At 40.6% G+C, this 24,080-nt stretch carries 19 protein-coding genes; 13 read left to right on the plus strand and 6 right to left on the minus strand.

Annotated features, from left to right (window positions below):
* The first annotated feature begins 328 nt into the window (after window positions 1-328).
* Both RRG12_RS37400 and RRG12_RS37405 read left to right on the plus strand, forming a co-directional pair.
* Window positions 329-796: a GNAT family N-acetyltransferase gene (locus RRG12_RS37400; protein ID WP_420762689.1), complete on the plus strand. Its 468-nt coding sequence runs from the start codon at window positions 329-331 to the stop codon at window positions 794-796.
* 749 nt (window positions 797-1,545) lie between these two features.
* Window positions 1,546-3,222 (plus strand): fasciclin domain-containing protein, encoded by a 1,677-nt coding sequence (locus RRG12_RS37405; RefSeq protein WP_420762690.1) that lies wholly within the window; start codon window positions 1,546-1,548, stop codon window positions 3,220-3,222.
* Between the two features lie 211 nt (window positions 3,223-3,433).
* On the opposite strand, the gene RRG12_RS37410 is transcribed toward RRG12_RS37405, so the two are convergent.
* Window positions 3,434-4,099 carry a class I SAM-dependent methyltransferase gene (locus tag RRG12_RS37410; protein WP_069074166.1) on the minus strand — a complete coding sequence of 222 codons (666 nt, stop codon included), beginning with the start codon at window positions 4,097-4,099 and terminating at the stop codon, window positions 3,434-3,436.
* Between the two features lie 67 nt (window positions 4,100-4,166).
* On the opposite strand from RRG12_RS37410, the gene RRG12_RS37415 reads away from it, so the two are divergent.
* On the plus strand, window positions 4,167-4,574 hold the full coding sequence (locus tag RRG12_RS37415; protein WP_069074168.1) for a hypothetical protein: 408 nt from the start codon (window positions 4,167-4,169) through the stop codon (window positions 4,572-4,574).
* A gap of 40 nt (window positions 4,575-4,614) precedes the next feature.
* Here the strand turns inward: RRG12_RS37415 and RRG12_RS37420 are convergent, their stop codons facing one another.
* Window positions 4,615-5,082, minus strand: coding sequence for a hypothetical protein (locus RRG12_RS37420; protein ID WP_420762691.1), 468 nt, complete (start codon window positions 5,080-5,082; stop codon window positions 4,615-4,617).
* A 245-nt stretch (window positions 5,083-5,327) separates the two neighbouring features.
* On the opposite strand from RRG12_RS37420, the gene RRG12_RS37425 reads away from it, so the two are divergent.
* The 3 genes from RRG12_RS37425 (at window position 5,328) to hemL (ending at window position 8,755) form a co-directional block, all read left to right on the plus strand.
* Complete coding sequence (locus RRG12_RS37425; protein ID WP_069074167.1) at window positions 5,328-6,101, plus strand: hypothetical protein; 774 nt, start codon at window positions 5,328-5,330, stop codon at window positions 6,099-6,101.
* Between the two features lie 188 nt (window positions 6,102-6,289).
* Window positions 6,290-6,658, plus strand: coding sequence for a hypothetical protein (locus RRG12_RS37430; protein WP_420762692.1), 369 nt, complete (start codon window positions 6,290-6,292; stop codon window positions 6,656-6,658).
* 798 nt (window positions 6,659-7,456) lie between these two features.
* A complete protein-coding gene (gene hemL, locus RRG12_RS37435) occupies window positions 7,457-8,755 on the plus strand; it encodes a glutamate-1-semialdehyde 2,1-aminomutase (protein WP_069070318.1) in 1,299 nt (432 codons plus the stop codon).
* A 281-nt stretch (window positions 8,756-9,036) separates the two neighbouring features.
* Here hemL and RRG12_RS37440 read toward each other — a convergent pair whose 3' ends face one another.
* Window positions 9,037-9,825 (minus strand): fasciclin domain-containing protein, encoded by a 789-nt coding sequence (locus RRG12_RS37440; RefSeq protein ID WP_069070319.1) that lies wholly within the window; start codon window positions 9,823-9,825, stop codon window positions 9,037-9,039.
* A 737-nt stretch (window positions 9,826-10,562) separates the two neighbouring features.
* Here RRG12_RS37440 and RRG12_RS37445 point away from each other — a divergent pair.
* The 4 genes from RRG12_RS37445 to RRG12_RS37460 all read left to right on the plus strand — a co-directional run bounded on the left by RRG12_RS37445 (window position 10,563) and on the right by RRG12_RS37460 (window position 15,758).
* The gene (locus RRG12_RS37445) at window positions 10,563-11,357 is read left to right on the plus strand and encodes a glutathione S-transferase family protein (RefSeq protein WP_420762693.1); all 795 of its coding nucleotides are present in this window, start codon (window positions 10,563-10,565) and stop codon (window positions 11,355-11,357) included.
* Between the two features lie 157 nt (window positions 11,358-11,514).
* On the plus strand, window positions 11,515-13,245 hold the full coding sequence (locus RRG12_RS37450) for a helicase HerA domain-containing protein (RefSeq protein WP_069070389.1): 1,731 nt from the start codon (window positions 11,515-11,517) through the stop codon (window positions 13,243-13,245).
* 574 nt (window positions 13,246-13,819) lie between these two features.
* Window positions 13,820-14,803, plus strand: a complete 984-nt coding sequence (locus RRG12_RS37455; protein WP_069070321.1) for an RNA polymerase sigma factor, RpoD/SigA family — start codon at window positions 13,820-13,822, stop codon at window positions 14,801-14,803.
* A gap of 553 nt (window positions 14,804-15,356) precedes the next feature.
* Window positions 15,357-15,758 (plus strand): fasciclin domain-containing protein, encoded by a 402-nt coding sequence (locus RRG12_RS37460; protein WP_069070322.1) that lies wholly within the window; start codon window positions 15,357-15,359, stop codon window positions 15,756-15,758.
* Between the two features lie 300 nt (window positions 15,759-16,058).
* On the opposite strand, the gene sfsA is transcribed toward RRG12_RS37460, so the two are convergent.
* On the minus strand, window positions 16,059-16,784 hold the full coding sequence (sfsA, locus tag RRG12_RS37465; RefSeq protein WP_420762694.1) for a DNA/RNA nuclease SfsA: 726 nt from the start codon (window positions 16,782-16,784) through the stop codon (window positions 16,059-16,061).
* 239 nt (window positions 16,785-17,023) lie between these two features.
* Here sfsA and RRG12_RS37470 point away from each other — a divergent pair, with 239 nt between their 5' ends.
* Window positions 17,024-17,692, plus strand: a complete 669-nt coding sequence (locus tag RRG12_RS37470) for a 2OG-Fe dioxygenase family protein (RefSeq protein ID WP_420762695.1) — start codon at window positions 17,024-17,026, stop codon at window positions 17,690-17,692.
* 2 nt (window positions 17,693-17,694) lie between these two features.
* Here the strand turns inward: RRG12_RS37470 and RRG12_RS37475 are convergent, their stop codons facing one another.
* Complete coding sequence (locus RRG12_RS37475; RefSeq protein ID WP_420762696.1) at window positions 17,695-18,843, minus strand: DUF711 family protein; 1,149 nt, start codon at window positions 18,841-18,843, stop codon at window positions 17,695-17,697.
* A 191-nt stretch (window positions 18,844-19,034) separates the two neighbouring features.
* Here RRG12_RS37475 and RRG12_RS37480 point away from each other — a divergent pair, with 191 nt between their 5' ends.
* Entirely contained in the window at window positions 19,035-20,303 is a 1,269-nt protein-coding gene (locus RRG12_RS37480) for a tetratricopeptide repeat protein (protein WP_420762697.1), read from the plus strand.
* Window positions 20,304-20,412: 109 nt separating this feature from the next.
* On the opposite strand, the gene RRG12_RS37485 is transcribed toward RRG12_RS37480, so the two are convergent.
* On the minus strand, window positions 20,413-21,258 hold the full coding sequence (locus RRG12_RS37485) for a DUF4114 domain-containing protein (protein WP_420762698.1): 846 nt from the start codon (window positions 21,256-21,258) through the stop codon (window positions 20,413-20,415).
* A gap of 730 nt (window positions 21,259-21,988) precedes the next feature.
* Between RRG12_RS37485 and argS the strand changes: the two genes are divergently transcribed.
* Window positions 21,989-23,752, plus strand: a complete 1,764-nt coding sequence (argS, locus tag RRG12_RS37490) for an arginine--tRNA ligase (RefSeq protein WP_069070328.1) — start codon at window positions 21,989-21,991, stop codon at window positions 23,750-23,752.
* Window positions 23,753-24,080 lie beyond the last annotated feature (328 nt).

Consider the following 24,080-nt stretch of genomic DNA (forward strand, 5'->3'; position numbering starts at 1 on the left):
AGTATGTTGTGATTTTAATCGAATTATTACCCCCCTTAGTCCCCCCTTATAAAGCTACGGTGTACACACAAGTCAAAAAAAGATCAATTTCTCATTGTTCGCTGGTTTATCTCGTTCCTATGCTCTGCATAGGAATGCCTGATTAGAGGCTCTGCCTCTAGTCAGATATTGAGTCAGAGACTCAATGAATGCATTCCCAGTCTCCGACTGGGAACGAGGAAATGCTTATCAAGCTAGGTTTTTAGGACTTGTGTGTACACCGTAGCCTATTTACTGGGCGGGCGAGACGCCCACCCTACAATAGTTAATTGGATATTTTTTTATCTGGATGTCTAAACCGATAATTACCGTTCGCCTGATTGCACGCGACGAACTTCCCCAACTTCTGGCGTTGTATCACCACTTAAATCCTGTAGATGCGCCTCTACCTGCTGATGATGTTTTACAATCCATCTGGGATGGGATTTTAGATGATCCCCGTTTGTATTACATTGTGGCTGATATTGCTAGCCAATTAGTCGCAACGTGTAACTTAACCATTGTTCCCAACTTGACGCGTGGCGCACGTCCATACGGCATTATTGAAAATGTCATCACTCACCCCGATTACCGACGACAGGGATTTGGTACACAGGTGCTTCATTATGCATTAGCTTTAGCATGGCAGCAACAGTGCTATAAAGTGATGCTTCTGAGTGGCTCAAAACATGAGGAGACGTTGCACTTCTATGAAAATGCTGGGTTTAAGCGGGGAGTGAAAACTGGATTTGTTGCTATAGCTCCAGAGGAGTTATAAGCAGAACTGATAGAGATTAGACCTCTTCCAAAAATCCTAGTTTATCTGTGGGTTCCTTTTCATGAAATAGTCTTTTGCCAAAAATAATTCCTAGCAAAAAGTGTTGGCGCAATCATGGTCAGAATTTTTGATTGCGATCGCTAATTTCCCATCTAGTATTGCCAAATTCTCCATTACGGGTCAACTATCTAAAGAGTGAAAGCTTTTCCTAAAAATCCAGCCATTAGTTAGTTGTATAATTTTGCTCAAAGACTAATAATACAGCATATTGCCAAGACTGATTTTACTTCTTAACCCTTGTTAAAGAACATGATGCATTGAGGTTGACGGCATTAACCCTCATCGGCAATCATAAAGAAACGGTTATTAAAAGCCAATTCTTTGACTACTTGACTGCAATTTTATAACTGATAAAATCGCCTACTTGCACTAATTATCTTTATTATTGCAACATATCAGATTGCCACAGTGTCTCTAATTATGCTTAGTTTGATTTGCGTTTTTTTAAAAAACAAATAGGAATCATATACTATACTATGTGTGGTAAACATGGGGATCAATGTTATGAGATGTTAGAGCAACTACTTGTAATGTCCCACATCTGAGTTTTCCAGCCAGAGTGAAGGAGTTTCATTTCTGGTTTTTATATCAAGGCAAACCTAATAATCATCTGGATATTTGTATTCACTTAACCTTGCATCCAGTATTTTCCAATAGTCAACCCAATAAATTGCAAAGAGGATATTTCCATGTCTAGTTTGTTTCGCTGGTCATCAGCAAAGGTTGCTTTGTTAGTTCTGGGCATGACAGCTGCGATAATAACTCCCATCGTAATTTCTACACCAGCTTCATCTCAAACTACTGTTCCATCTGCCACACCAACACCAACACCAGCACCAACTTCAACAGTTAACTTGTCTGATGTTTCTTCAGATTATTGGGCGCGTCCCTTCATTCAAGTCCTGGCTGACAATAACGTGATTGCTGGCTTTCCTGATGGCAGCTTTAGACCGAATCAACCTGTAACTCGTGCTGAATTTGCCGCCTTGATTCAAAGAGCTTTCAGTAACCAAAACCGAGTTCGGCAATTAAGTGCCGGTGGATTTAGTGATGTTCCTGCTGGCTATTGGGCGGCTTCTGCAATTCAGCTAGCCTACGAAACTGGATTTTTGGCAGGCTATCCTGGGAACGTGTTTAGACCAAATCAAGAAATCCCTAGAGTGCAGGGGATTGTTGCTTTAAGTAGTGGCTTGGGTTTGTCTGGTGGCGATACAAGTACTCTTAGTACTTACTACAACGACGCCTCAGCTATCCCAGATTACGCTATTGGTAGTGTGGCAGCAGCAACAGCAGGTAATCTTGTTGTCAACTACCCGGATGTGAAACAACTCAATCCGCAACAGTCGCTAACTCGCGCTGAAGCCGCAGCACTTTTATATCAAGCTTTGGCTAGACAAGGACGGCTACAACCCATTGCTAGCAATCTTCCAGCTAGTCAGTATATAGTCGCTGGAACTCCAACTGCTACTGATATTGTTTCTCTTGCTTCATCCAGTAATTCTTTTTCAACTCTAACTTCTTTATTAAAGACAGCTGGTTTAGTAGATATTCTGCAACAGCCTGGCCCTTATACAGTCTTCGCTCCTACCAATGATGCATTTGCTGCTTTGCCTGCTGCTACCTTACAACAGTTAGAGCAACCAGAAAACAGAGAAGCATTGATTAAGATTTTGAGATATCATGTGGTTCCTGGTGCGGTAACTGCTAGTCAGCTTTCGACTGGGGAACTGAAAACCTTTGAAGAAAGACCTGTAAATATTCAAATCGATTCGGCTAACAATCAAGTTGCGGTGAATAATGCCAGAGTTATTCAGGCAGATGTCAAAGCTAGCAATGGTATTATCCATGCAATTAACCAAGTCCTAATCCCGCCTGATATTAACATCAGTCAGTTAAATCAGCCACCAACAGGCACGAACGGCACAACGCCTGATGTGAATGTAGGTAGAGCTACTCGTGGTGGCAGAAGCTATCTCGGAGTCGCTGGTAACATTGGTTTGAGCGGTAACGATACAGCTTTGAGTGAGGGTAACTTTACAGTCATCAGCAAACTTGGTCTGACAAACTATCTATCAGTGCGACCATCGGTGATCTTTGGGGACGATACAATATTCCTAGTTCCCGTAACTTTGGATTTTTCTCCCCGCGCAGCAGGTTCGGTGGGTGAAAGAAGCTTTGCTATATCTCCTTACATCGGTGCTGGCGTAGCAATTGAAGCTAATCTTGATACTGACATTGGCTTACTTCTAACTGGTGGTGTAGACCTTCCTGTAGGTTCTCGATTTACGGTGACAGGTGCCGTAAATGCTGCTTTTATGGATCAAACTGATGTCGGGCTACTATTAGGAGTTGGCTACAACTTTTAAATGAAGAAGAATTCAGAAGTCAGAATTCAGAAGTCAGAATTCAGGAGTAGAGCCGGAGACTAAGAAAGCTCTGGTTAGAATCAAGACGCGACTTGAAAATACTCGCTACCGCTTTTTTGGTCAGAATTCATCCTGACTCTTGAATTCTGTTCGATAAATAGAAATAGAACAGGTGGTAGGGGCGCACAACTAACTGTGCGCCCCTGCTGTATTAAGGTCGCTTGATGGCTAAAGTAAGTCCATCGGCGATGGGGACAAGGGATAATGTTATCCGTTCGTCATGATGTAACTTTTTGTTGAGAGCGCGGATAGATTGGGTGCTTTCATCTTGATTTTGCTCATCAGCAACTTGTCCAGACCATAAAACATTATCAATAGCAATTAATCCACCTGGACGCACTAATTGTAGCGATCGCTCATAATATCCATCATAATTTTCTTTATCAGCATCAATAAAGGCAAAATCAAAGGTTTCTGCTTGCCCAGTTGCCAATAATTGATCTAAAGTCTCTAAAGCTGGTGCTAATCGGAGATCGATTTTATCGGCAACTCCAGCTTCTTGCCAATACCGCCGAGCGATCGCAGTAAATTCTTCACTCACATCACAAGCGATAATCTTGCCATCATCTGGTAGTGCTAAAGCTACAGAAAGTGAACTATAACCCGTAAACACTCCAACTTCCAGGGTTTTCTTCGCTCCAATTAACTGCACCAGAAGTCTCATAAACTGTCCTTGTTCTGGTGAAATCTGCATTCCACTCCGGGGATGACTGGCGGTTTCTTGGCGTAACTTCCCAAGAATCTCTGGTTCCCGTAGTGAAACAGATAAAAGATAATTGTAGAGTTGGTTATCAAGACCTATAGACTGTTTTGGCATGGTAGATGAGAGAATTGAGAGAATCTACAGTTATACTATCGCTGATAAGGGGAATCTCAGGAATAACATGGTGCGATTAGTTTTGACAGCAATATTGCTGGTGCTAGTGACAGCTTGTGGCAGTATTGGACTGCTACCAACTAGCGAGTTAGTGCAAAAAGCGATCGCACTTGGGCTAGAGCAAACTCAACAAAAACTTAGTCAACAGTTGGATTTAGACTTTCAAGGATTTGAAATCAAGCGGCTATCAATTACCCAAGAACAACCCCTGACGATTGAAAATTTACCAGCTTTCCACGTTCGGGGAACCTACGACTTAATTGTTAAGCTACCAAAACGAAGCTTGACGCAACCAAAACAACCCTTTGACGTTTATTTGCAAATTCAGCAAGAAGGTAAAACTTGGCGATCGCTAATTCCAGAAAAAGGTAGCAAAGATACTCAACCAATTTGGCGTAGCTATCTCATCCAATAGTGACGGGGAAATGTTTGAATTACCTCACTGTTTTCCCAAACTACAGGTTAAATTTTGTGTATCCTGTACCGTCATCTTCTGCAAGAATTACAAAATCGAAGGATTCAACTAATGCCTGTATTGCCCCAGTTCCGCCATAGGGATAGCTAAAGGGTTCAAATTCAAGTTTAGCTCTGTCGGCAGAAACCATGCGACAAGCAATTAATTGATATTCACCATTTTGAAAAGCATCAAACATAGAATAAAAGCCCCAAGGGGTTTCGAGGCTAGGATCTGTCCACCTCTGTTCTACAGGTGTTGAAAACCAGCGACGGAAATGTTCAGTCTCTTCCTCTTCACTAGGCCACCAAAAATGTGATAATGCTTTGCGGTCAAAAAAAATTAGCCAATCTTCTTCATTACGCCAATAATTATTGTCTTTATCTTTTTTAATTTCGTTGAAAACTTTACAAAGAGCATTGAATCTTTTGGAATCATCGACTTGAAACTCTACAAAGCAGTATTTCATTATTTCTCACTTCTTTGTTTCTAAGCAGTGGTTTATTTTATTTATATATGTGCAACTATAAAAACCATCACAATCATGTCTGTTGCTACTTTACACAAAAAGGTAGCAAAGATACTCAACCTAATTGGCGTAACTATCTCATCGAAAAGTTGGTGTGTGCAAACAGAAAAACCATCACAATATTTTACGTATAACTGCTGGTTACAGTCATCATCAAGGTATAGTTTCACCGGAGACAGGGGAAGATGTATATTAACTTTTTCATCAGTTCCATTGCTGGAATTGTGGTTGTGGTGCTAGCGGCTTTTGGCTTATTGCAATGGTTGCACATCCCTGCTGGTAACTTTCTTGATTGGGTGATTGGTGGTGCTAGTTTTTGGTGGCTGTTAGTAATTGTTACCGTACCGTGGAATGTGCATTTTCAAGCCAAAGAAGTCTTAGCAGAAGCCGCACAATCAACTGAGAAAGGAATTCCAGTCGATGAAAAGCAAGTGAAGTATGTCACACTTTTGGCAAAGCGATCGCTCTGGGTTGCCATTGCTTTACACTTATTCTCAGCCGTTGGTCTTTATACTCTTGCTGTCACTGGTATTAGTACAGTGGGATATATAAGTTCTGGTGCAGCTTTGTTATTAACAATTCTGCGTCCAGCGATTCGAGCGTATGAGTATTTATACGCGCGGTTAGCGATGATTCGCCAAGAATGGAAGTATCCCCGCGAAGATATTTTTGAACTGCGCGATCGCTTCTCTATATTGGAACAAAAAATCCAGTCATTGGAAGATCAACTCAACCCCGAACAACCCTATTCCTTAGCCGCGACTCAACAACGCTTTGCTGAAGAGACTCGTAGAGATTTAGCCCGCATTGCGGCTAACCTGGAAGAATTACGGGCGACAAATCAAACAGAACATGAGCGTTTGGGGAGAGAAGCCAGAAATGCGATCGCGCAACTTTCCACCGACGGACAATTTCTCGATCATGTCCGCGAAATCATTCGATTTTTTAAGACTGCTTAATTATTGCTTTAATAACTGACCAAATTTTAAGTTTTGGATTGTGATAGTGAATATTCATTATCCAAAATTTAAAAAATTTATTAAAGAAGGGTTAACTATACCTTACAACCAGAAGGATAAGTTTGACATAAATTGCATAGTTCGGTGTGCAATTTTTCTATATATTGTAAAAAAGGAAAAAATTGGAAATGTTGGATTCTCTTATCTTGTTTTTTATATTAGCCATAATTATCCCTTTTTTTCTTGCTCAGATTATGCCGAACAGCAAGTGGCTAATAGGTTATGCTATTTGTTTTGGAACTTTTGCTATTTCTGAGTATTATAATCACTTAACAACGCCAATCGAGCAACGAGGAAATGGTTTTGTTTACGCCTGGGCAATGCTTGCGAATTATTTAATAAATACATCGGGAACTGTGGGAATAATCGATAGAGCTATTGTATTATACTGTAAGTCAAGAGGTTATAAAATCAATATATGGTTCATAGTTAATATAATTTTTCTTGATTGGATGCTTGTTTACATAGCAGTATTGATAGTTAGCATTCCTAAATAGATAGGCATTATTAAACAGAAAACAAGGATTGTCAGGACTAAAGTCCTTACTACAAACTTTAATTGATTTACGTCTAACGACTTAGTGAGTATCCCTTGATTTCTACTAATTTAAAATCCACTATTGAGGCTCATAGTATACCTCACTAAAATAGGAAAAGCTATAGTGAAGTTCACATAACATCAGGAGTATTCACAGTGAATCAGATACAACTGACTTTAACTATTAGTTACTTGTTAATGACATGCTACTTTTTAAGTAATTGGTTAATATTTTCCCTACGTAATCCTGCTTCTACTCCAGAAGATAAATTTCTATCAGTTGTGATGTTTCTACTAACAACTATCTTCTGGCCTCTGATGATTCCGATGTCTTGTTTAGAAATGCTTCAAAAAAAGCGAATAGACTTTAGTAAAATGATTCCTGTTATTTTAGCAATATTTGTTTTTAGTATTTCATATTATTTGACCAATTGACACTCCCCTTTTCTATTGAGACGGGGATTCTTGGTTCCCTGACTCGCCGTTAGACAGCAGGCTTGCGCCCTTACGGGTGCGGCAGTCGCTCATGGAGGAGACCCCCAAGACCGCGCTGCCTTACCAACAGCCTAAGAGGGCAACTCTCCTGATTATGCCTTCAATCATCAAGTTTGAATATCTCAAGTCAAGTCTCCATTGGACTTGCATAACATATTTGTTATTTTTATCTTTGAGCTAATTTTATAGGATAGAAATTCTAAGCACTGTTTGACCCTATCCTAAGATAGAGCTTTTTATTGCCCACTGTTAGGAGAGAACTTTGGTAAACACCACAATTAAAACAACAAAATCACAAGAAGTCTTCGCCGCCGCTCAAAACCTGATGCCAGGAGGAGTCAGTTCTCCTGTTCGTGCCTTTAAATCTGTGGGTGGACAACCCATTGTATTTGATCGTGTTAAAGGCGCATATATTTGGGATGTAGATGGCAACCAATACATAGACTATGTAGGCACTTGGGGGCCAGCTATTTGCGGTCATGCTCATCCAGAAGTCATTGCAGCATTGCATGAAGCTTTAGAAAAAGGCACTAGTTTCGGCGCTCCCTCAGTCCTCGAAAATGTTTTGGCAGAAATGGTCATCGATGCCGTTCCTAGCATCGAAATGGTTAGATTTGTCAATTCGGGAACTGAAGCCTGTATGGGAGTTTTGCGGTTAATGCGGGCTTTCACCAACCGGGAGAAAATCATCAAGTTTGAAGGTTGCTACCACGGACACGCCGATGCGTTTCTAGTGAAGGCGGGTTCTGGTGTTGCCACACTTGGCTTGCCAGACTCACCGGGAGTACCTAAATTGGCAACTAGCACTACTCTAACCGCGCCTTTCAATGACCTAGAATCCGTCAAAGCCTTGTTTGAAGAAAATCGCGACGAGATTGCTGGTGTCATTCTTGAGCCAGTCGTTGGCAATGCTGGGTTTATTGCACCTGATGCTGGGTTCCTAGAAGGATTACGGGAACTGACCCACGAGTATGGAGCATTATTAGTATTTGACGAAGTGATGACCGGCTTCCGCATTGCTTACGGTGGCGCTCAGGAAAAATTTGGCGTCACTCCTGATTTAACCACCTTGGGTAAGGTGATTGGTGGTGGTTTGCCAGTAGGAGCCTATGGTGGTCGTCGAGATATTATGTCAATGGTTGCGCCCGCAGGCCCCGTATATCAAGCTGGGACACTTTCTGGTAATCCTTTGGCGATGACTGCTGGCATTAAGACTTTAGAATTGCTGCAAAAGCCAGGTACTTACGAGTATCTTGACCGGATTACCAAAAAGCTAGCAGATGGTTTGTTGCAAATTGCTAAAGAGACTGGTCATACAGTTTGCGGTGGTCAAATCAGCGCGATGTTTGGCTTATTCTTTACCTCTGGCCCAGTTCATAACTACGAAGATGCGAAAAAGTCTGATACAGCAAAATTTGGACGCTTTCATCGGGGTATGTTAGAGCATGGTGTTTACTTAGCACCTTCTCAATTTGAAGCTGGGTTTACATCTTTTGCTCACACCGAAGAGGATATTGATCAGACTTTAGCAGTAGCAAGGGATGTAATGTCTAGCCTGTGATGCGAATTATAGCAGTTCTCGTTTGGATGCAACCCACCTACTAAGCACAGCAATACTCATTGGTGTCAACTTAACGTCAAAGTTAGTCAACGAGAATGCTTTGAAACATTACCTCGTTCCCAGTCGGAGGCTGGGAACGCCCCTTGTTGGGGTTACCTCCTCCCTGACTCGCAGAAGATATTTACAAAAAAACCGTCCAAAATTACCATCTGAACGGGATTTTTTCCTATTAAGATTTAATGTCAACCTAATCTACTAAAGGTTGCACTATGATTTCAAAACTACAAGTCAGGAGGCAAAATCACCTGATCAATTGCGTGAATTACACCGTTGCTGCCTGTGATATCTGCCTGTGTCACTCTAGCATCATTGACAGTCACACCAGTAGCAGGATCAACTTTAACATTGATTGCGCCACCTTCCAGGCTTTTAACTTCGCCAGACTTCAAATCAGTGGACAATACCTTACCAGATACTACATGGTAAGTTAAAATCTTGAGCAACACTTCTTTGTTATCTGGTTTTAACAATTCTTGCAAAGCATCTGGTGGCAACTTAGCAAAAGCTGCATCAGTGGGTGCAAAAATAGTTAAGTTATCTGTGCCTTGCAAAGCTCCGGTTAATCCTGCTGCTTTCAAAGCCTTGGTTAAAGTTGTAAAAGAAGCGTTTGACTCTGCCAACGCTAACAAATTTTTGCCTTGATTATCGCTTGCCCCTGGTGCTGGTGGAGTAGTCGGTGTACTAGGTTGAGTTTCTGGTATAGGACGTGGGGTGCGGGGTGTAGGTTCACTAGGTGTAGCACCACCACGGTTATAAGGAGGCTCGTTAAAAATACTTGGTCTGGGATTTAGCGTTCCACCGCCAGTGTTCTGTGCTACTTCTTGGCGTTGTGTGTATTGAGCGTTTGCTTGAAGGTCTTGACCCTGATTATAGGGAGCTTCGTTGAAAATACTGGGGTTAGGATTTAGTGCCGATTTCGCATCAGATGGTAAAGTAATTAGGAGGCTGAAACTAGTAAATCCCGCTATGCCTGCTAACGTAGTCAGCAATTTGCTGTAATTTGTCTTCATAAATTTTGTTTGTCTTTTTGTCCACACATTACATAAAGATTTATAACATTTTGCTAGGCACAAAATCTAACCCAAGAGGGGAGTAAGATTTTTCACCAGAATAATTTGTGCTGGTGAGGTAAAATATCTAACTCCGGCTCACGCTGACATGCATGAGACATATCTAGCATATATTTTATGTAAATTGAGCAAATTTTCTCAATGACACCAAATAAATACTTAAAAAGCCCCATTTAGTGTAGTGTCAGATATAAGAAAGTGTGAAAATCTTACATCTACAAGTTATAAATTACAATAGGCTTAGAGAAAGATTCTACTTAAAAGCCAATTTATATACAAATCTGTACGTAAAATAGTAGTTTCACAAATCCTGCACCCCAGATGGAAGAAGGCTATATCTCTGAATTAATCATTGATTATTCAACAAAAGTACAGAAATTAATTACGTAAATATCTCAATAGGCTGACGGTGACAGAAATTCAACTAACGGCTGAAGACTTGTGACTGAGCAGTTAGGTTTATTTATGTATCCCGAATTAAATTATTTAATTATTTGATATTTGAATCAATTAGAAAATAATATTTTTTAATCGATAATTTTGCCAAAAATCAGGCATCCGTTCAACGCTGATGTCAATTAAATAGACAACTAAGCAACTAACGCCAATACAAATTACTTTAACTAAAGATACAATTGTTAAAGTTAACAAAGTTGAGCAGTTACAAGGTATACAATATGCTGGAATTATACCAATGGGAACTCTCTCAATACTCAGAGAAAGTGCGCCTAATTCTAGATTTTAAAGGACTAGATTACCGCAAAATAGAGGTAACACCTGGGATTGGACAGGTAGAATTGTTCCGGCTGACTGGTCAGAAACAAGTCCCAGTATTAAAGGATCGTAATAGATACATTGCGGATTCTACGGAAATAGCTAAGTATTTAGACTTAGAGTATCCCGATCGCCCAATAATACCGCAAGATCCCAAAAAACGGGGTTTAACTTTATTAATAGAAGAATGGGCCGATGAGTCCATAGGCATCAAAGGTCGCAAAGCACTATTTGCAGCCGTAAGTCAAGATCAAAATTTCCGTAAGTCTTTATTACCAACTTCAACACCAGATATATTTAAAAGTCTGGTTGGAGGAGTACCTAGCGACTTACTAACAGTGTTGGGTTTTGGCGTAGGTTACAGCCCAGATTTGATCCAGTCAGCGATCGCATCTTTGAAACAAGACTTGGAAGCCTTAACATTATTATTGGCAGATAGTCCTTATTTAACAGGAGATGAACCGACTTTAGCTGACTTGGCAGTAGCCGGGTTATCGATATTGCTCAAGTTCCCCTCTGGCCCCTATCTGGATTTACCAGCTTCTATCAGAGGTAAAGGATTGCCAATCTTTTCAGAGAATATAGATTATGAACCATTCTTTACCTGGCGCGATCGCCTTTATGCCCAATTCCGCAGACCGTTAATCACTACCACTTCAGCAACAGGGAGTGCGCCAACTTCGATTCAAATTGATTAGATAATGGGCATGGGGACTGGGGACTGGGGATTGGGGATTAGGGATTAGGTACTGGGAGAGAATAACTTAAGACAAATAACCGATGACCAATGACCAATGACCAATGACCAATGACCAATGACAAATGACCAATGACAAATGACAAATGACTAATCAGATGAATTCGGGACAGCCATTAGGTTCGGTCATTCAAGGTTCTCTAACTGAAGGTTTAGAAGTACGATTGCATCCTGACATTTCTGTGGAAGATATGCGAGTAGGTAAATTTCTCGTTGTCCAAGGGATGCGATCGCGTTTTTTTTGTATGCTGACAGATGTAGCATTGGGAGCCGCTAATGCACGAATTATTGCTAATCCCCCCAGTTGGGAAGACACTTTTTTACGAGATGTTTTAGCCGGAAGTGGGACTTATGGTACTATCAACCTCGCGCCGATGTTGATGTTCACTCCCGAATCTGAAGAATCTTTCTCTCCAACAAATGGCAAATCGGCAAATCCCTTCCTCCCATCAATGACAGGTTTGGCTTCATTTGTGCCACAAACTAGCACGACGATGGAATTGTTACCTGTTAAAACTATTCCTAGCCACTTTAGTCAAGTTTACGAAGCCAGTGTTGACGATTTTCGCCGGGTATTTGGTTGGGAAGATGACCCCCAAAGGCGCAATTTTTCCATCGGCAAACCTTTGGATATGGATGTGCCAGTTTGTATCGATTTAAACCGCTTTGTGGAACGGAGTAATGGGGTTTTTGGAAAATCTGGTACTGGTAAATCTTTTCTAACACGGTTACTTTTGGCTGGGGTTATCCGTAAAAATGCGGCAGTCAACTTAATTTTTGATATGCACTCTGAGTATGGCTGGGAAGCTGTTGCAGAAGGTAAGAACGTCAATACTGTTAAGGGACTAAAGCAATTATTTCCTAGTAAGGTGGAAGTCTACACCCTCGACCCGGAATCGACAAAGCGCCGGGGTGTACGTGATGCTCAAGAACTTTATTTGAGTTATGAGCAAATTGAAGTTGAAGATATTAAGTTATGTAGCCGAGATTTAGGACTCTCTGACGCAGCCTTAGATAACGCCAACATTCTATACAGCGAGTTTGGCAAATCTTGGATTGTCCAGTTGCTAAATATGACTAACGAAGAAATCGAGATGTTCTGCGACGAGAAGCGCGGACACAAAGGCTCGATTATGGCATTGCAGCGCAAACTCTTGCGGATGGATAGCTTGAAGTATATGCGAGCAGTTTGCCCCCAGAATTACATTAGTAAAATTGTCCAGTGTCTAGAATCTGGGAAGAATGTTGTGATAGAATTTGGTTCCCAGTCTAATATGCTCTCTTATATGTTGGTGACAAACATGATCACCAGGCGGATTCACGAGCATTACGTCAAAAAAGCAGATAAATTTTTGCAAAGCAAGAACCCGAACGATCGCCCCACACCATTGATGATTACCATTGAAGAGGCGCACCGTTTTCTTGATCCAGCGATCGTACAAAGTACTATCTTTGGGACTATTGCCCGTGAATTGCGAAAGTATTTTGTCACACTTTTGGTAGTTGATCAACGTCCGTCGGGCATAGATAATGAAGTTATGTCCCAGATCGGGACTCGCATTACCGCTTTGCTTAATGACGAAAAAGACATTGACGCAATTTTTACAGGTGTATCTGGTGGTAGCGGACTGCGATCGGTGTTGGCAAAGTTAGACTCGAAGCAACAAGCTTTAATATTGGGTCACGCTGTCCCTATGCCAGTAGTAGTGCGTACTCGGCCTTATGACGCAACTTTTTACGAAGAAATTGGTGAGCCAGCCTGGGAAGAAAAACCTGACGCAGAAGTATTCGCAGCGGCAGAACTAGCCAAAGCTGACCTGGGATTTTAGATAGTCATTTGTCATCAGTCATTAGTTATTGGTCAAATAATGAGTCATAACCAATGCCCAATGCCCCATTCCCCATGCCCAATTCGTAACATCCCTCCATCCTGACAGCAAATTAAGTTCGGTTATCCGGATAGTTTTTGGCAACAGAAGAGGAGTTTTTGGCGTCACTATAGATATAGTCAGTGATTTCAAGGAAGTTTAATTTTTTTTTGCAAACAGGCAATTTTGAATTATAATTAGAGGCTTTATCTTAAGATACTTTACTATCTGCCTGATTTATCGTACTATAAAGCTAAGTGAACTCATTCCGACTTCGGATTTATCGGTTGCTGTAAGTGACTGCTAAAAAGAAGAATTATCAAAAAGAACCAGTGTGCTTATAAAAGATTAGATTGAAAATTTAGGAAAGGTAGGGGAACCTATCATTGGGAGCTTACCGTCTTAACAACGGCTGTATCAATTGATTAATTGCTTTTGGTAGCTCCCAATATTTCGTGATAGATGTACTACTTTTTCCAACCCATTTTAGTAAGAAAACATACATTTTATTTACGGAGTAGAGGACATCGCACCAATGCCTACTGTCAATACCCAAACGGAAAACCTCAACACCAAATTTACGGCTGATATGGTGCGAACCTATCTGCGAGAAATTGGTCGTGTAGCATTACTAACTCGTGAGCAAGAAATTGTCTTCGGGAAGCAGGTGCAACAAATGATGACGCTCATCGACGCCAAAGAAGCTTTGGCGAAGAAGTTGCAACGGGAACCGAATATGTCAGAGTGGGCTGACCACGTTCAAAAATCGGAAACCGAGATACAACAAACGGTGGCGCAAGGTAAGCGGGCAAAGCAAAAAATGATCGAAGCGAATTTGCGCTTGGTTGTTGCTATTGCCAAAAAGTACCAAAAGCGGAATATGGAGTTTCTGGATTTAATCCAGGAAGGAACACTAGGGTTAGAGCGGGGTGTGGAGAAATTTGACCCAATGAGGGGTTATAAATTCTCGACTTATGCTTACTGGTGGATTCGCCAAGCGATTACCCGTGCGATCGCTCAACAAGGTCGTACTATCCGCTTACCGATCCATATTACCGAAAAACTGAACAAAATCAAAAAAGTGCAACGCGAGTTGGCTCAAACCTTGGGGCGATCGCCTACTCCAGCCGAAATTGCCAAAGAATTGGAAATAGAACCTGCTCAGATTCGGGAGTACCTGAATATGGCGCGTCAACCAGTGTCTTTGGATGTTAAAGTTGGCGATAACCAGGATACTGAGTTGCAAGAAATGCTCGAAGATAACGGCCCGTCACCAGAGTATTACACCAACCAGGAATTCTTACGCCAAGACTTGAACAACCTGCTAGCAGAACTAACCCCGCAACAGCGAGAAGTTGTAGCTTTACGCTTTGGTTTAGAAGATGGTAATGAAATGTCATTGGCGAAAGTCGGAGAGAGATTGAATCTCAGCCGCGAACGTGTGCGCCAGTTAGAGCATCAAGCTTTGGCTCATCTGCGTCGCCGTCGTGCCAATGTCAAAGAATACGTTGCTAGTTAAAACGAGAGACGCGAAACCCCGCGTCTTTACACCACCTTGGTGATGCGCCTCCTGAATTCAGGGGGCGATTTTTTTATGCTGAAAACATTTTCTGCCAAACAGTTATAGCAGGAGGCAGAAGGCAGGAGGCAGGAGGCAGGAGGATAACTGCCCGACGCTGGCAGACTCGCTACCGCTGCGCTATCTGTAACAGCCCGCGACCATAGGGTCTTGGGTTTAAGATAAGAACTCCAAAAATTCTAGTTTTGTGGCTCTTTTTCAGGAGGGGTTTGAATCCTATAAGTGAAAAAAAACCTTCTGCCTCCTGCCTCCTTCAATAACTTTTTTGGTAAAAAATGACTGCATTGATACTGATGACAAGCGATCGCATCTAGAAGCGCTTGTAAATCATCCACCCAGAAGATGTACATATAATTCTTTATTTGTATAAAAATATATACAAACTTTTATACTATCAATAAAAAATTTAATTTGATATAAGTCTGACGATAGATAAATTTTATGTAAACATGGTTTAGATTTGTAACAGGTTACACAGAACTAGGTAAAACACATGGCCAACATAATTGACACTGCCACTAATAATGGTTCTTTCAAGACACTAGTTGCAGCAATCGAAGCAGCTGGTCTGGTAGATACACTGAAAGGCGCTGGCCCATTTACCGTCTTTGCACCTACTGATGCAGCTTTTAATAAGCTTCCAGCAGGTACAGTAGATGCATTACTGAAAGATATTCCTAAGCTCAAGAAAATCTTGACCTATCATGTTGTCTCAGGCAAAGTACTGGCTGCTGACGTGGCTAAACTGAAGACAGCCAAAACAGTTGAAGGTTCAGATGTGAAAATTGATGCTTCTAATGGCGTCAAGATAAACGATGCAAAAGTTGCAACCGCAGATGTTGCTGCTGATAACGGTGTCATCCACGTAATTGACACAGTTTTGATTCCTGCATAAGCAAACCTCACAATAGCGAACGCTATTTGTAGGACGGCGACTACCTAATAGTCGTTTCTCTATTACAGTCTGGTTGAATGTTTTTTAGTAAACACTAACTACCAACAAATCCATCTAGATGCTGTCTAGATGGATTTATTGTTTTATTGGTGTAGGGACGTTGCAATTGCTAGTACAACATGGCGGAAATAAACCAATCATTCCAAATCAACGAAACCCTTATGCTGTATTCATTTTTAATTTTTAATTTTTAATTTTTAATTCCGCCTTGCGGTACTAGTCTCTCTTTATTAGATGTAATCAAATTTTTAATTTTGCCAAACCCAAATAACGGATACCTTCGGGGGAAATGTCAAAACGGCAAGGTAAGACTTCTAAACCGAGAGCGATCGCATCCCTTAATAATTTACCATAGACGGGATCTGTGCGATCGCCAGGAGAGAACTCAGTACAATCACTGCGATTGATAAAGTAAAGCATCACCGCACGAGTGGAAGGTAACAGCGCCATTAGTTCTCGCAAGTGCTTTTGTCCTCTTGTAGTCTCGGTGTCAGGAAATAGGGCTAATCTCCCCTCAGACAAAGTTGTATTTTTCACTTCTAAATAAATCGGGCGTTCTTCATCACTCCCCGTCAAGAAAAAATCTACTCGACTTTTTTTATCTAGTCCATAAACCACCTCGCCCTTGATTTGGCTATAGTCGCCCAATTCTGGGAAAAGGTGTTTCGCCAAAGCTAGTTTCACCACCCGATTGGGCAAAAAAGTATTTATGCCTACCCAAGTCGGCTCATTGTCATGTACTTGAATTACTTCTAAAGTGTAAGCCAATTTGCGGTTAAGATTATCGCTTTTGGAAAGCTGTACCGCACTTTGGGGAGTCGATACTCCAGTCATCGGCCCTGTATTCGGACAGTGTGCTGTAACTATCTCGCCAGAAGTAAGTTGAACGTCAGCAAAAAATCGCTTGTAGCGTTTTAGCAGAATACCTGGATATAAAGGTGGGTAACGGTAAAGCCAATCTATCATTATGAAACCTTGTTGCTGCTAGTCAATATACGTCGATTCCTTACCCACCGAACCCATATCTGCAAATCTTTTCAGCAGCTACTCTGCCCTGTGAGAGAATTTGAGTAACTTTATATATCATGGATTGTCAATTTTTGTAGTTAAATTAACAACATAGTAATAAAAAGTATTATATACTAAGTACTATAAGTCTCCCATAAAAAATCCGGGAGAATTCAATATGCAAGGAGGTAAATCCTATGCAAAAAGTGTGGACAGCAACGGAATTAGAATATGCTTTTCTTTTTACTCTTAGAAAAGTAAATTCGATAAATCTAGAAGGTTTCAAACCATTTTTTAGTAATATGCCTGTTGATCCTTATATCAAAGGCAACTATCGTTCCAGAAGATTATCTCGATTCACCATTTCGGGAAATGAGTTAATCAAATTACCTCATGGCTACTTCTTTCAAAGTAAAGAGCATAATCCATTGTTGGGCAATATAAAAAGAGAGTTTGCAGAATTAGATGATGCACTCATAAAGCTTGATATTTTTAGAAATCTTGTTTTAGCATTTAGTGATTCTTGTAAACTTCATCCTGAAGCTGAAATCGGAGTTCATCAAATTAGAATTAGTTGTTCACCAAATAATTTTAGTAATCCAGCACCGGAAGGTATCCATCAAGATGGTACTGATTTTATTGGCATATTTTCCGTAGATAGAGATAATATTCAAGGTGGAGAAACACATCTCTATACTGCCAAAAAAGAAAAACCTGTGTTTAGCAAAGTTCTAAATCCGGGTGAACTTTTATTGATCAATGACCGTGATTTTTTCCACTTTGCCAATCCCATAAAACCACAAACTGACGCTCAAGGGAGTTTCGATGTTTTTGTACTGACTTCTCCCAGCTTGCTTTCAGAATAATTTTAGTCAACTGTAAATATTTTACAATCTACGAGATATGGGGAATTGAATGTAGTCATTTCCCCAGCTTTTTTATTTGGAATTGGAAATAATCTGGCTGAGAGTGGTTTATTCAACTTGATAGCTAAAGTTGCCATATCAATTAACAAAGCTGTAATTTTTTCTATTGTTATATCACCTGGAATCGGAACTGTGTCCAGTCCGCAGCCACAAACTGCTGAATATAATAATAAATTTGTAATATCATAGGTTTGCTCATTAGCTCTTGCAGCTAGTCCAACATCTTCACACACTGGAAGCATCAGTCCAGAGTAACCACAGATTTTTACTGATACGCTTTTCAACACACGAGTCAGCATCCCAGAAATTGCGAGAGTTCCTGAATGCCCAAACTTGCCACTCATCAATTTTTCATAAGCAAAAGCAATACTATTTTGTTTATCCAAAGATGGCGCAATAGATGTATCAATTCCTTTATATGATACGGCAAATTTATCAGATAGTTTTTCAGCAATAACTGCGATTTTATTTAATTCTAATTCTAAAATTAATTGTAGGTTTTGCTCTGCTGTTGTAATATTGTTAGCTTGTGATAATGCTTGCATTATCAAGTCGCCTAACTCTAAGCCTATAGCAAAAGATGTATTACCTGTATGGTATGCAGTAGGGAAAAAGGGAATATCTGGCTGGCAGTTTGCCCATACACAAAAACGAAAGTTGCCATAACCATTTTCACTCTCTTGGGAAATACGTTTTATAGTTTTGGCTGATTCTCTAGCATTCTCAAAATTGATGCCAGTTTCTCTATCACCAATTTTGCTAGAGCAATAAATAATCGATGTATTTTTGTTAATATCTGGAATTATATCTATGGTTTCGGGTTTGCTAGCATAACCAATATTGAAAAAGCTGATATTCAGACTTTGGCAAAGTTGTTCTAGAGTTTGAATTTCATTGATAATTTCAATTTTAGACAAGCCTTGCAGATATTCTTCCCAGGTATTAGTGGCAATTCTAGTTGTTTGTACCTCATATCCTTGTTTTTCAAAAAAAATCTGCGCTTGCCGATTAAACTCAGCAGCTTGCTTAATTTTTTCCTGCTTTTGTAGGGATTGAAGTGATATACCTGTTGTAATAGTTCTAATTTTCATTGGTATAAAACTGTTATTGATATTTGTATTAAATCTACCTCCAAAACCGTGGTGTGTTGGTTTTATTTCACAGAAAACATGAAATTAAGCAAAGCCACGCTGGATACTTAGAATATTAAGGGTGAGTGCATAGGTTAGGCTATGAAGCAAGTCTGCTGGAATTCAACTAACTGAATCAACAAACAAATGCCATGAATGACGAATTCTACAATAGAGGATTGGAAAAGGCTAGGCGAAAAGACTACGCTGGAGCAATTGAGGAATTTAACCATGCTTTACAATTGACACCTTACCTTAGCGAAGCTTACTTGCAACGGGGTTTGGCATATTATGACTCAGGAGCAGTCCTTAAGGCTGTTTCAGATTATACCGAAGCCCTGAAGCTGAATCCTGATAGTCTAGAGGCGTATTATTGTCGTGGATTAGCCAGGGTGGCGCTGAAAAATTTACCGGGGGCGCTGGAGGATGTGGAACGGGCTATTCGTCTTAATCTCAATTATGCTGCTGCTTATAATCTACGGGGGATGGTGCGGCGCAAACAGGGTTATATTCAAGATGCGATCGCTAATTTTAAAAAAGCTGCACAATTATATCTAGAGCAACAGGACAAAAAGAATTGTCGCCTGTGTCTGGAATTAATTAAACAGCTACAACCCCAAGAATTACCTGTTGTACAGCAAACACATTCCACTAATACGCCAATTTTATCCACAAAGGAATATTTCACACAATTATTAGAAAAGGCTGAAAAAGGAGATACCCAAGAGGCACTTGCCGATTTAAACTGGGTATTAAAAGCCGATCCGCAAGATGCCCAAGCTTACTGCTGCCGTGGTGTTGTCCGTTGTAAAATGGGAAATTATCGAGAAGCGATCGCAGATTTTAATCAAGCATTGCGACTAAATTTCCAAGATGCCATTGTCTATCGCAACCGAGGCAAAGCACGTTCTGCATTGGGAGATCATCAAGGAGCGATCGCAGACCTTAATCAAGCACTCCAAATACAACCCGAAGATGCCTTAGTTTATATTGCCAGAGGTAATGCCTATCGGGCAATGGGCAATTATATCGATGCAATTCAAGATTACACCCAAGCGCTGCAAATTAATCCTGATGATGCTCATGCTTACTACAATCGCGGCATTGCCTATACTTGCTTAGAAGAAATGCAAAATGCCGTGGAGAATTATCAACAGGCGGCGAGTATTTTTTGTGAACAAGAAGATTGGGGAAATTATCAACAAGTCTTAAGTAGCCTAGAAAAAATCCAGAAATTTAGTCCAGAGTCAAAAAAGCAAAAATATAACTTGCTACGTCAGCGACTTTTACGAATGGTGGGGGGATACTGGGAAATTGCCGAACGATTGATTGAGCAAAAGCAGGATTACTATCCTGGGATGTCAGACGAGTGGTATTTGCAAAAAGTGATTGATGATTTAGAACGCGATCGCGGTAGATAAAATATAAATGCCACTACACACGTAAATTCACCCATACACTTGTACGGGTGAATATGCGATCAATCACTTCTTATATTAAACGCACCCTATATTAACAACGTTTTAAAGTTTAGTTAGAAGTGCGAGTTTGACGGCGACGACGCAATCCAAACATACTAACTGCTCCCACTGCGAACATTGACAAAGTAACAGATGGTTCAGGAACGGTAGCACCAATTAACTCTCTAACATTTGCCTCGCCGACATCAAGAACGACAATAACATCATTAAAGTCACGATCAGAACCTTCATTCCACTTGCCAGTTGCAGAATCTACCCCTGAAGCGTGTAAACCTCCGTATAAATCCTCGAATGCCAGTATGATGTAGTTGTTGTAAGCGTAAGCAACGGCGTGCTGTAGTCCGTCAGCATTAGAGGCAGTTTCAGTACCAAATATATTGGCAGAGGTACCACGATTGAGACCATCAGCTCTCAACCATAAGTCGAGTTGAGTACCTGCCGTAACATTACCAATATTGACCCCATCACCAAATTTTAGGGCATTACCGCCCCAACCACCAACACACCCGTCTCCTTCACAAGAAATATCATTAAAAAGCAGCCCAGACTTGTTAGTAGTTCCTGTGGCATTAAAGGCTAACTGGTTTCTATAACCTGCGCCCTCATTGATAAAGTAAACAGAAACATCATGGTCGTATTTTAAGTTTAATTGAGTGGGGTCTAATTTAAATTGTCCGCTGTTTGGGAGAACAACACTTTCAGCTTGGACAAATTGTTGAAAAGGAGTGTCGTTAAAACCAGTTTGAGACTTATTGTATACCGTTGGTTGAGTCCAGGAATTATCCCAGCTAAAATCAGCAGCAGATGCAGTTTCTACTTTGGAAACTAATCCGGTTAAGGTAGCTGTAGCGGCAATCAAGGCAGTGAGTAAATTAAGTTTCATATCAATAGTCATTAGTAGGGAAAACAATTTAGATAATGCTTTTGGGAGCAACTATCTGTGTTCTGTCGTCTCTTACTTCTAACAGCTATTCTTCTGCAAAGTCAATCGATAATTTAGCCTTTATTGGTATATTCAAATAGCTCTTTATCTAAAGTAATTCCACTTAAAACAGACTATTTTGTATCAGTTCATTTACTGTTATTAGTACTTAGCATTTAAACTGATAGATGATGAAAAATTTATGAAGAACTTATACTTCTTATGAAAATAAGATGTGCAATTTCGATACTAAAAAGCTAAAAGCTTAATCTATAGGAATTTTTATTTGAATTAGGTAAATAAGTATGGGTATAGTGTCGTGCGTGTCAACTTAAGCTTTGGCGAAGGTTATTCGCCGCTACACAAACAGAGTTTATCTCCGTACCTACGTTGATAAACTTAGTATTCGATCAAGTCAAGGAAACCTGATGAAATAAGTTTGTAGTCAAGACTGAAGTCGTCGCCGGAAGCACTGAAGTGCTTATTATGTAAGAATATTTCGTTGACTTGATGAAGTAGTATTAGTCTGTCAACATCCAGTGGGGTATCGTTAGAAGCTGTAAGTTCTGCCAAGGATGGTAGACAATCTGGGGGTTGTATTTTAGGATGACAGTTCTTGCTTGGACTTGATGACTATACTTTAGAGTGAAATAATCAAGCTTTTCCAGAGCTACATTCCCCTTCTCCCAGATAAAATTTATATATGAATGCTACACAAGAACAACTAAAAGAGCAGGTTGAGCAGGCTTTAGTCGCGGCTTTTGGCGCTGACTTCGCTGGAGTAGATCCCATTTTGGTTCCTGCTAGCAACCCTAAATTTGGCGATTATCAGGCGAATGTGGCATTATCCCTGAGTAAAAAATTAGGAAAGCAACCAAGAGCGATCGCAGGTGCGATCGTTGAGAAACTAAATGTATCCGAAATCTGCGAACCACCAGAAATCGCTGGGCCAGGATTTATCAATCTAAAACTCAAAACGGCATACTTAGAAGCACAACTCAATGCGATTCAAGCAGATCCCAGACTAGGAGTTCCAGCCGCGAAAACGCCAAAGCGGGAAATTGTGGATTTTTCCAGTCCAAATATTGCCAAAGAAATGCATGTTGGACACTTGCGTTCTACAATTATTGGCGATGCGATCGCTCGGATTTTAGAATTTCAAGGACACGATGTACTGCGGTTAAATCATGTAGGTGATTGGGGTACGCAATTTGGCATGTTAATCGCCTATCTCCGGGAAGTTTACCCAGACGCGCTTACTACCGCAAATGCTTTAGATATTGGTGATTTAGTCTCTTTTTATCGCAAAGCCAAACAACGCTTTGATGCAGATGAAGCTTTTCAAGAGACAGCACGCCAAGAAGTCGTCAGATTACAAGCAGGTGCAGAAGATACACTCCATGCTTGGAAACTGCTGTGTGAACAATCACGGCGGGAGTTTCAAGTAATTTATGAGTTGCTGGATATCAAGTTAACTGAACGCGGAGAATCTTTCTATAATCCTTTACTATCTGGTGTTGTAGAAGATTTAGATAAATCTGGATTACTAGTAGAAAACCAAGGCGCAAAATGCGTTTTTCTAGAAGGGTTTACAAATAGAGAAGGTGAACCTTTACCCTTAATTGTGCAGAAATCAGACGGCGGTTATAACTATGCCACTACAGATTTAGCATCTCTCCGCTACCGGATTCAGCAGGATCAAGCAAAGCGGATAATTTATGTAACCGATGCTGGACAAGGAAACCATTTCGCCCAATTTTTCCAGGTAGCACGCAAAGCCGGATGGATTCCTGATGATGTAGAATTAGTCCATATTCCCTTTGGATTGGTGTTAGGAGAAGATGGCAAGAAATTCAAAACTCGTTCTGGAGATACTGTTCGGTTGCGAGATTTGTTAGATGAAGCTGTTTCTCGTTCCCATGCAGACTTAAAAACTAGATTACAAGAAGAAGAACGCCAAGAAACTGAAGAATTTATTAATGAAGTTGCTAGGGTAGTTGGCATCAGTGCAGTTAAATATGCAGACTTAAGCCAAAATCGCACCAGTAACTACATCTTCAGCTACGACAAAATGCTGGATCTCAAAGGTAATACTGCGCCCTATATGCTGTATGTTTACGCCCGGATTCAGGGAATTAGCCGCAAGGGTGATATTAACTTTAAGGAGTTGGGAAACAATGCTGTCCTGTTGCAGCATGAAACAGAATTAGCGCTGGCAAAATATTTACTTCAACTAGATGAAGTTATTAGTAGTGTAGAGCAAGACTTGCTGCCCAACCGTTTATGTGAGTATTTGTACGAACTGAGTAAAAAATTTAATCAGTTTTACGATCGCAATCAGGGAGTTCAGGTGTTAGAAGCGGAGGAACCGCAGCGCACATCCCGTTTAGTTTTATGTGATTTGACTGCTAGAACCCTGAAATTGGGACTATCGTTGTTAGGAATTCAGGTATTAGAAAGAATGTAAAATCATCTAGATGAGATTTTTTAACGCAGATGCACTTCGCTGAGTTTGTGATTAAGATTCCCCTGATCCAGGATTCGTCAACATAATTCGTAATTAATAATACTCGCCTCTGGCAAGAAGCAATCTACGTAAGTCATAGTAGAGATTATAGCTACTGGATACAGAAGCTCCTCTAATGTGTTCTCATGACTGGTTTAGTTTTAGAGGTTGTTTGAAAAGTAGTATGTTGTGATTTTAATCGAATTATTACCCCCCTTAGTCCCCCCTTATAAAGCTACGGTGTACACACAAGTCAAAAAAAGATCAATTTCTCATTGTTCGCTGGTTT

It is taken from the genome of Nostoc sp. CALU 546 (assembly GCF_048836525.1).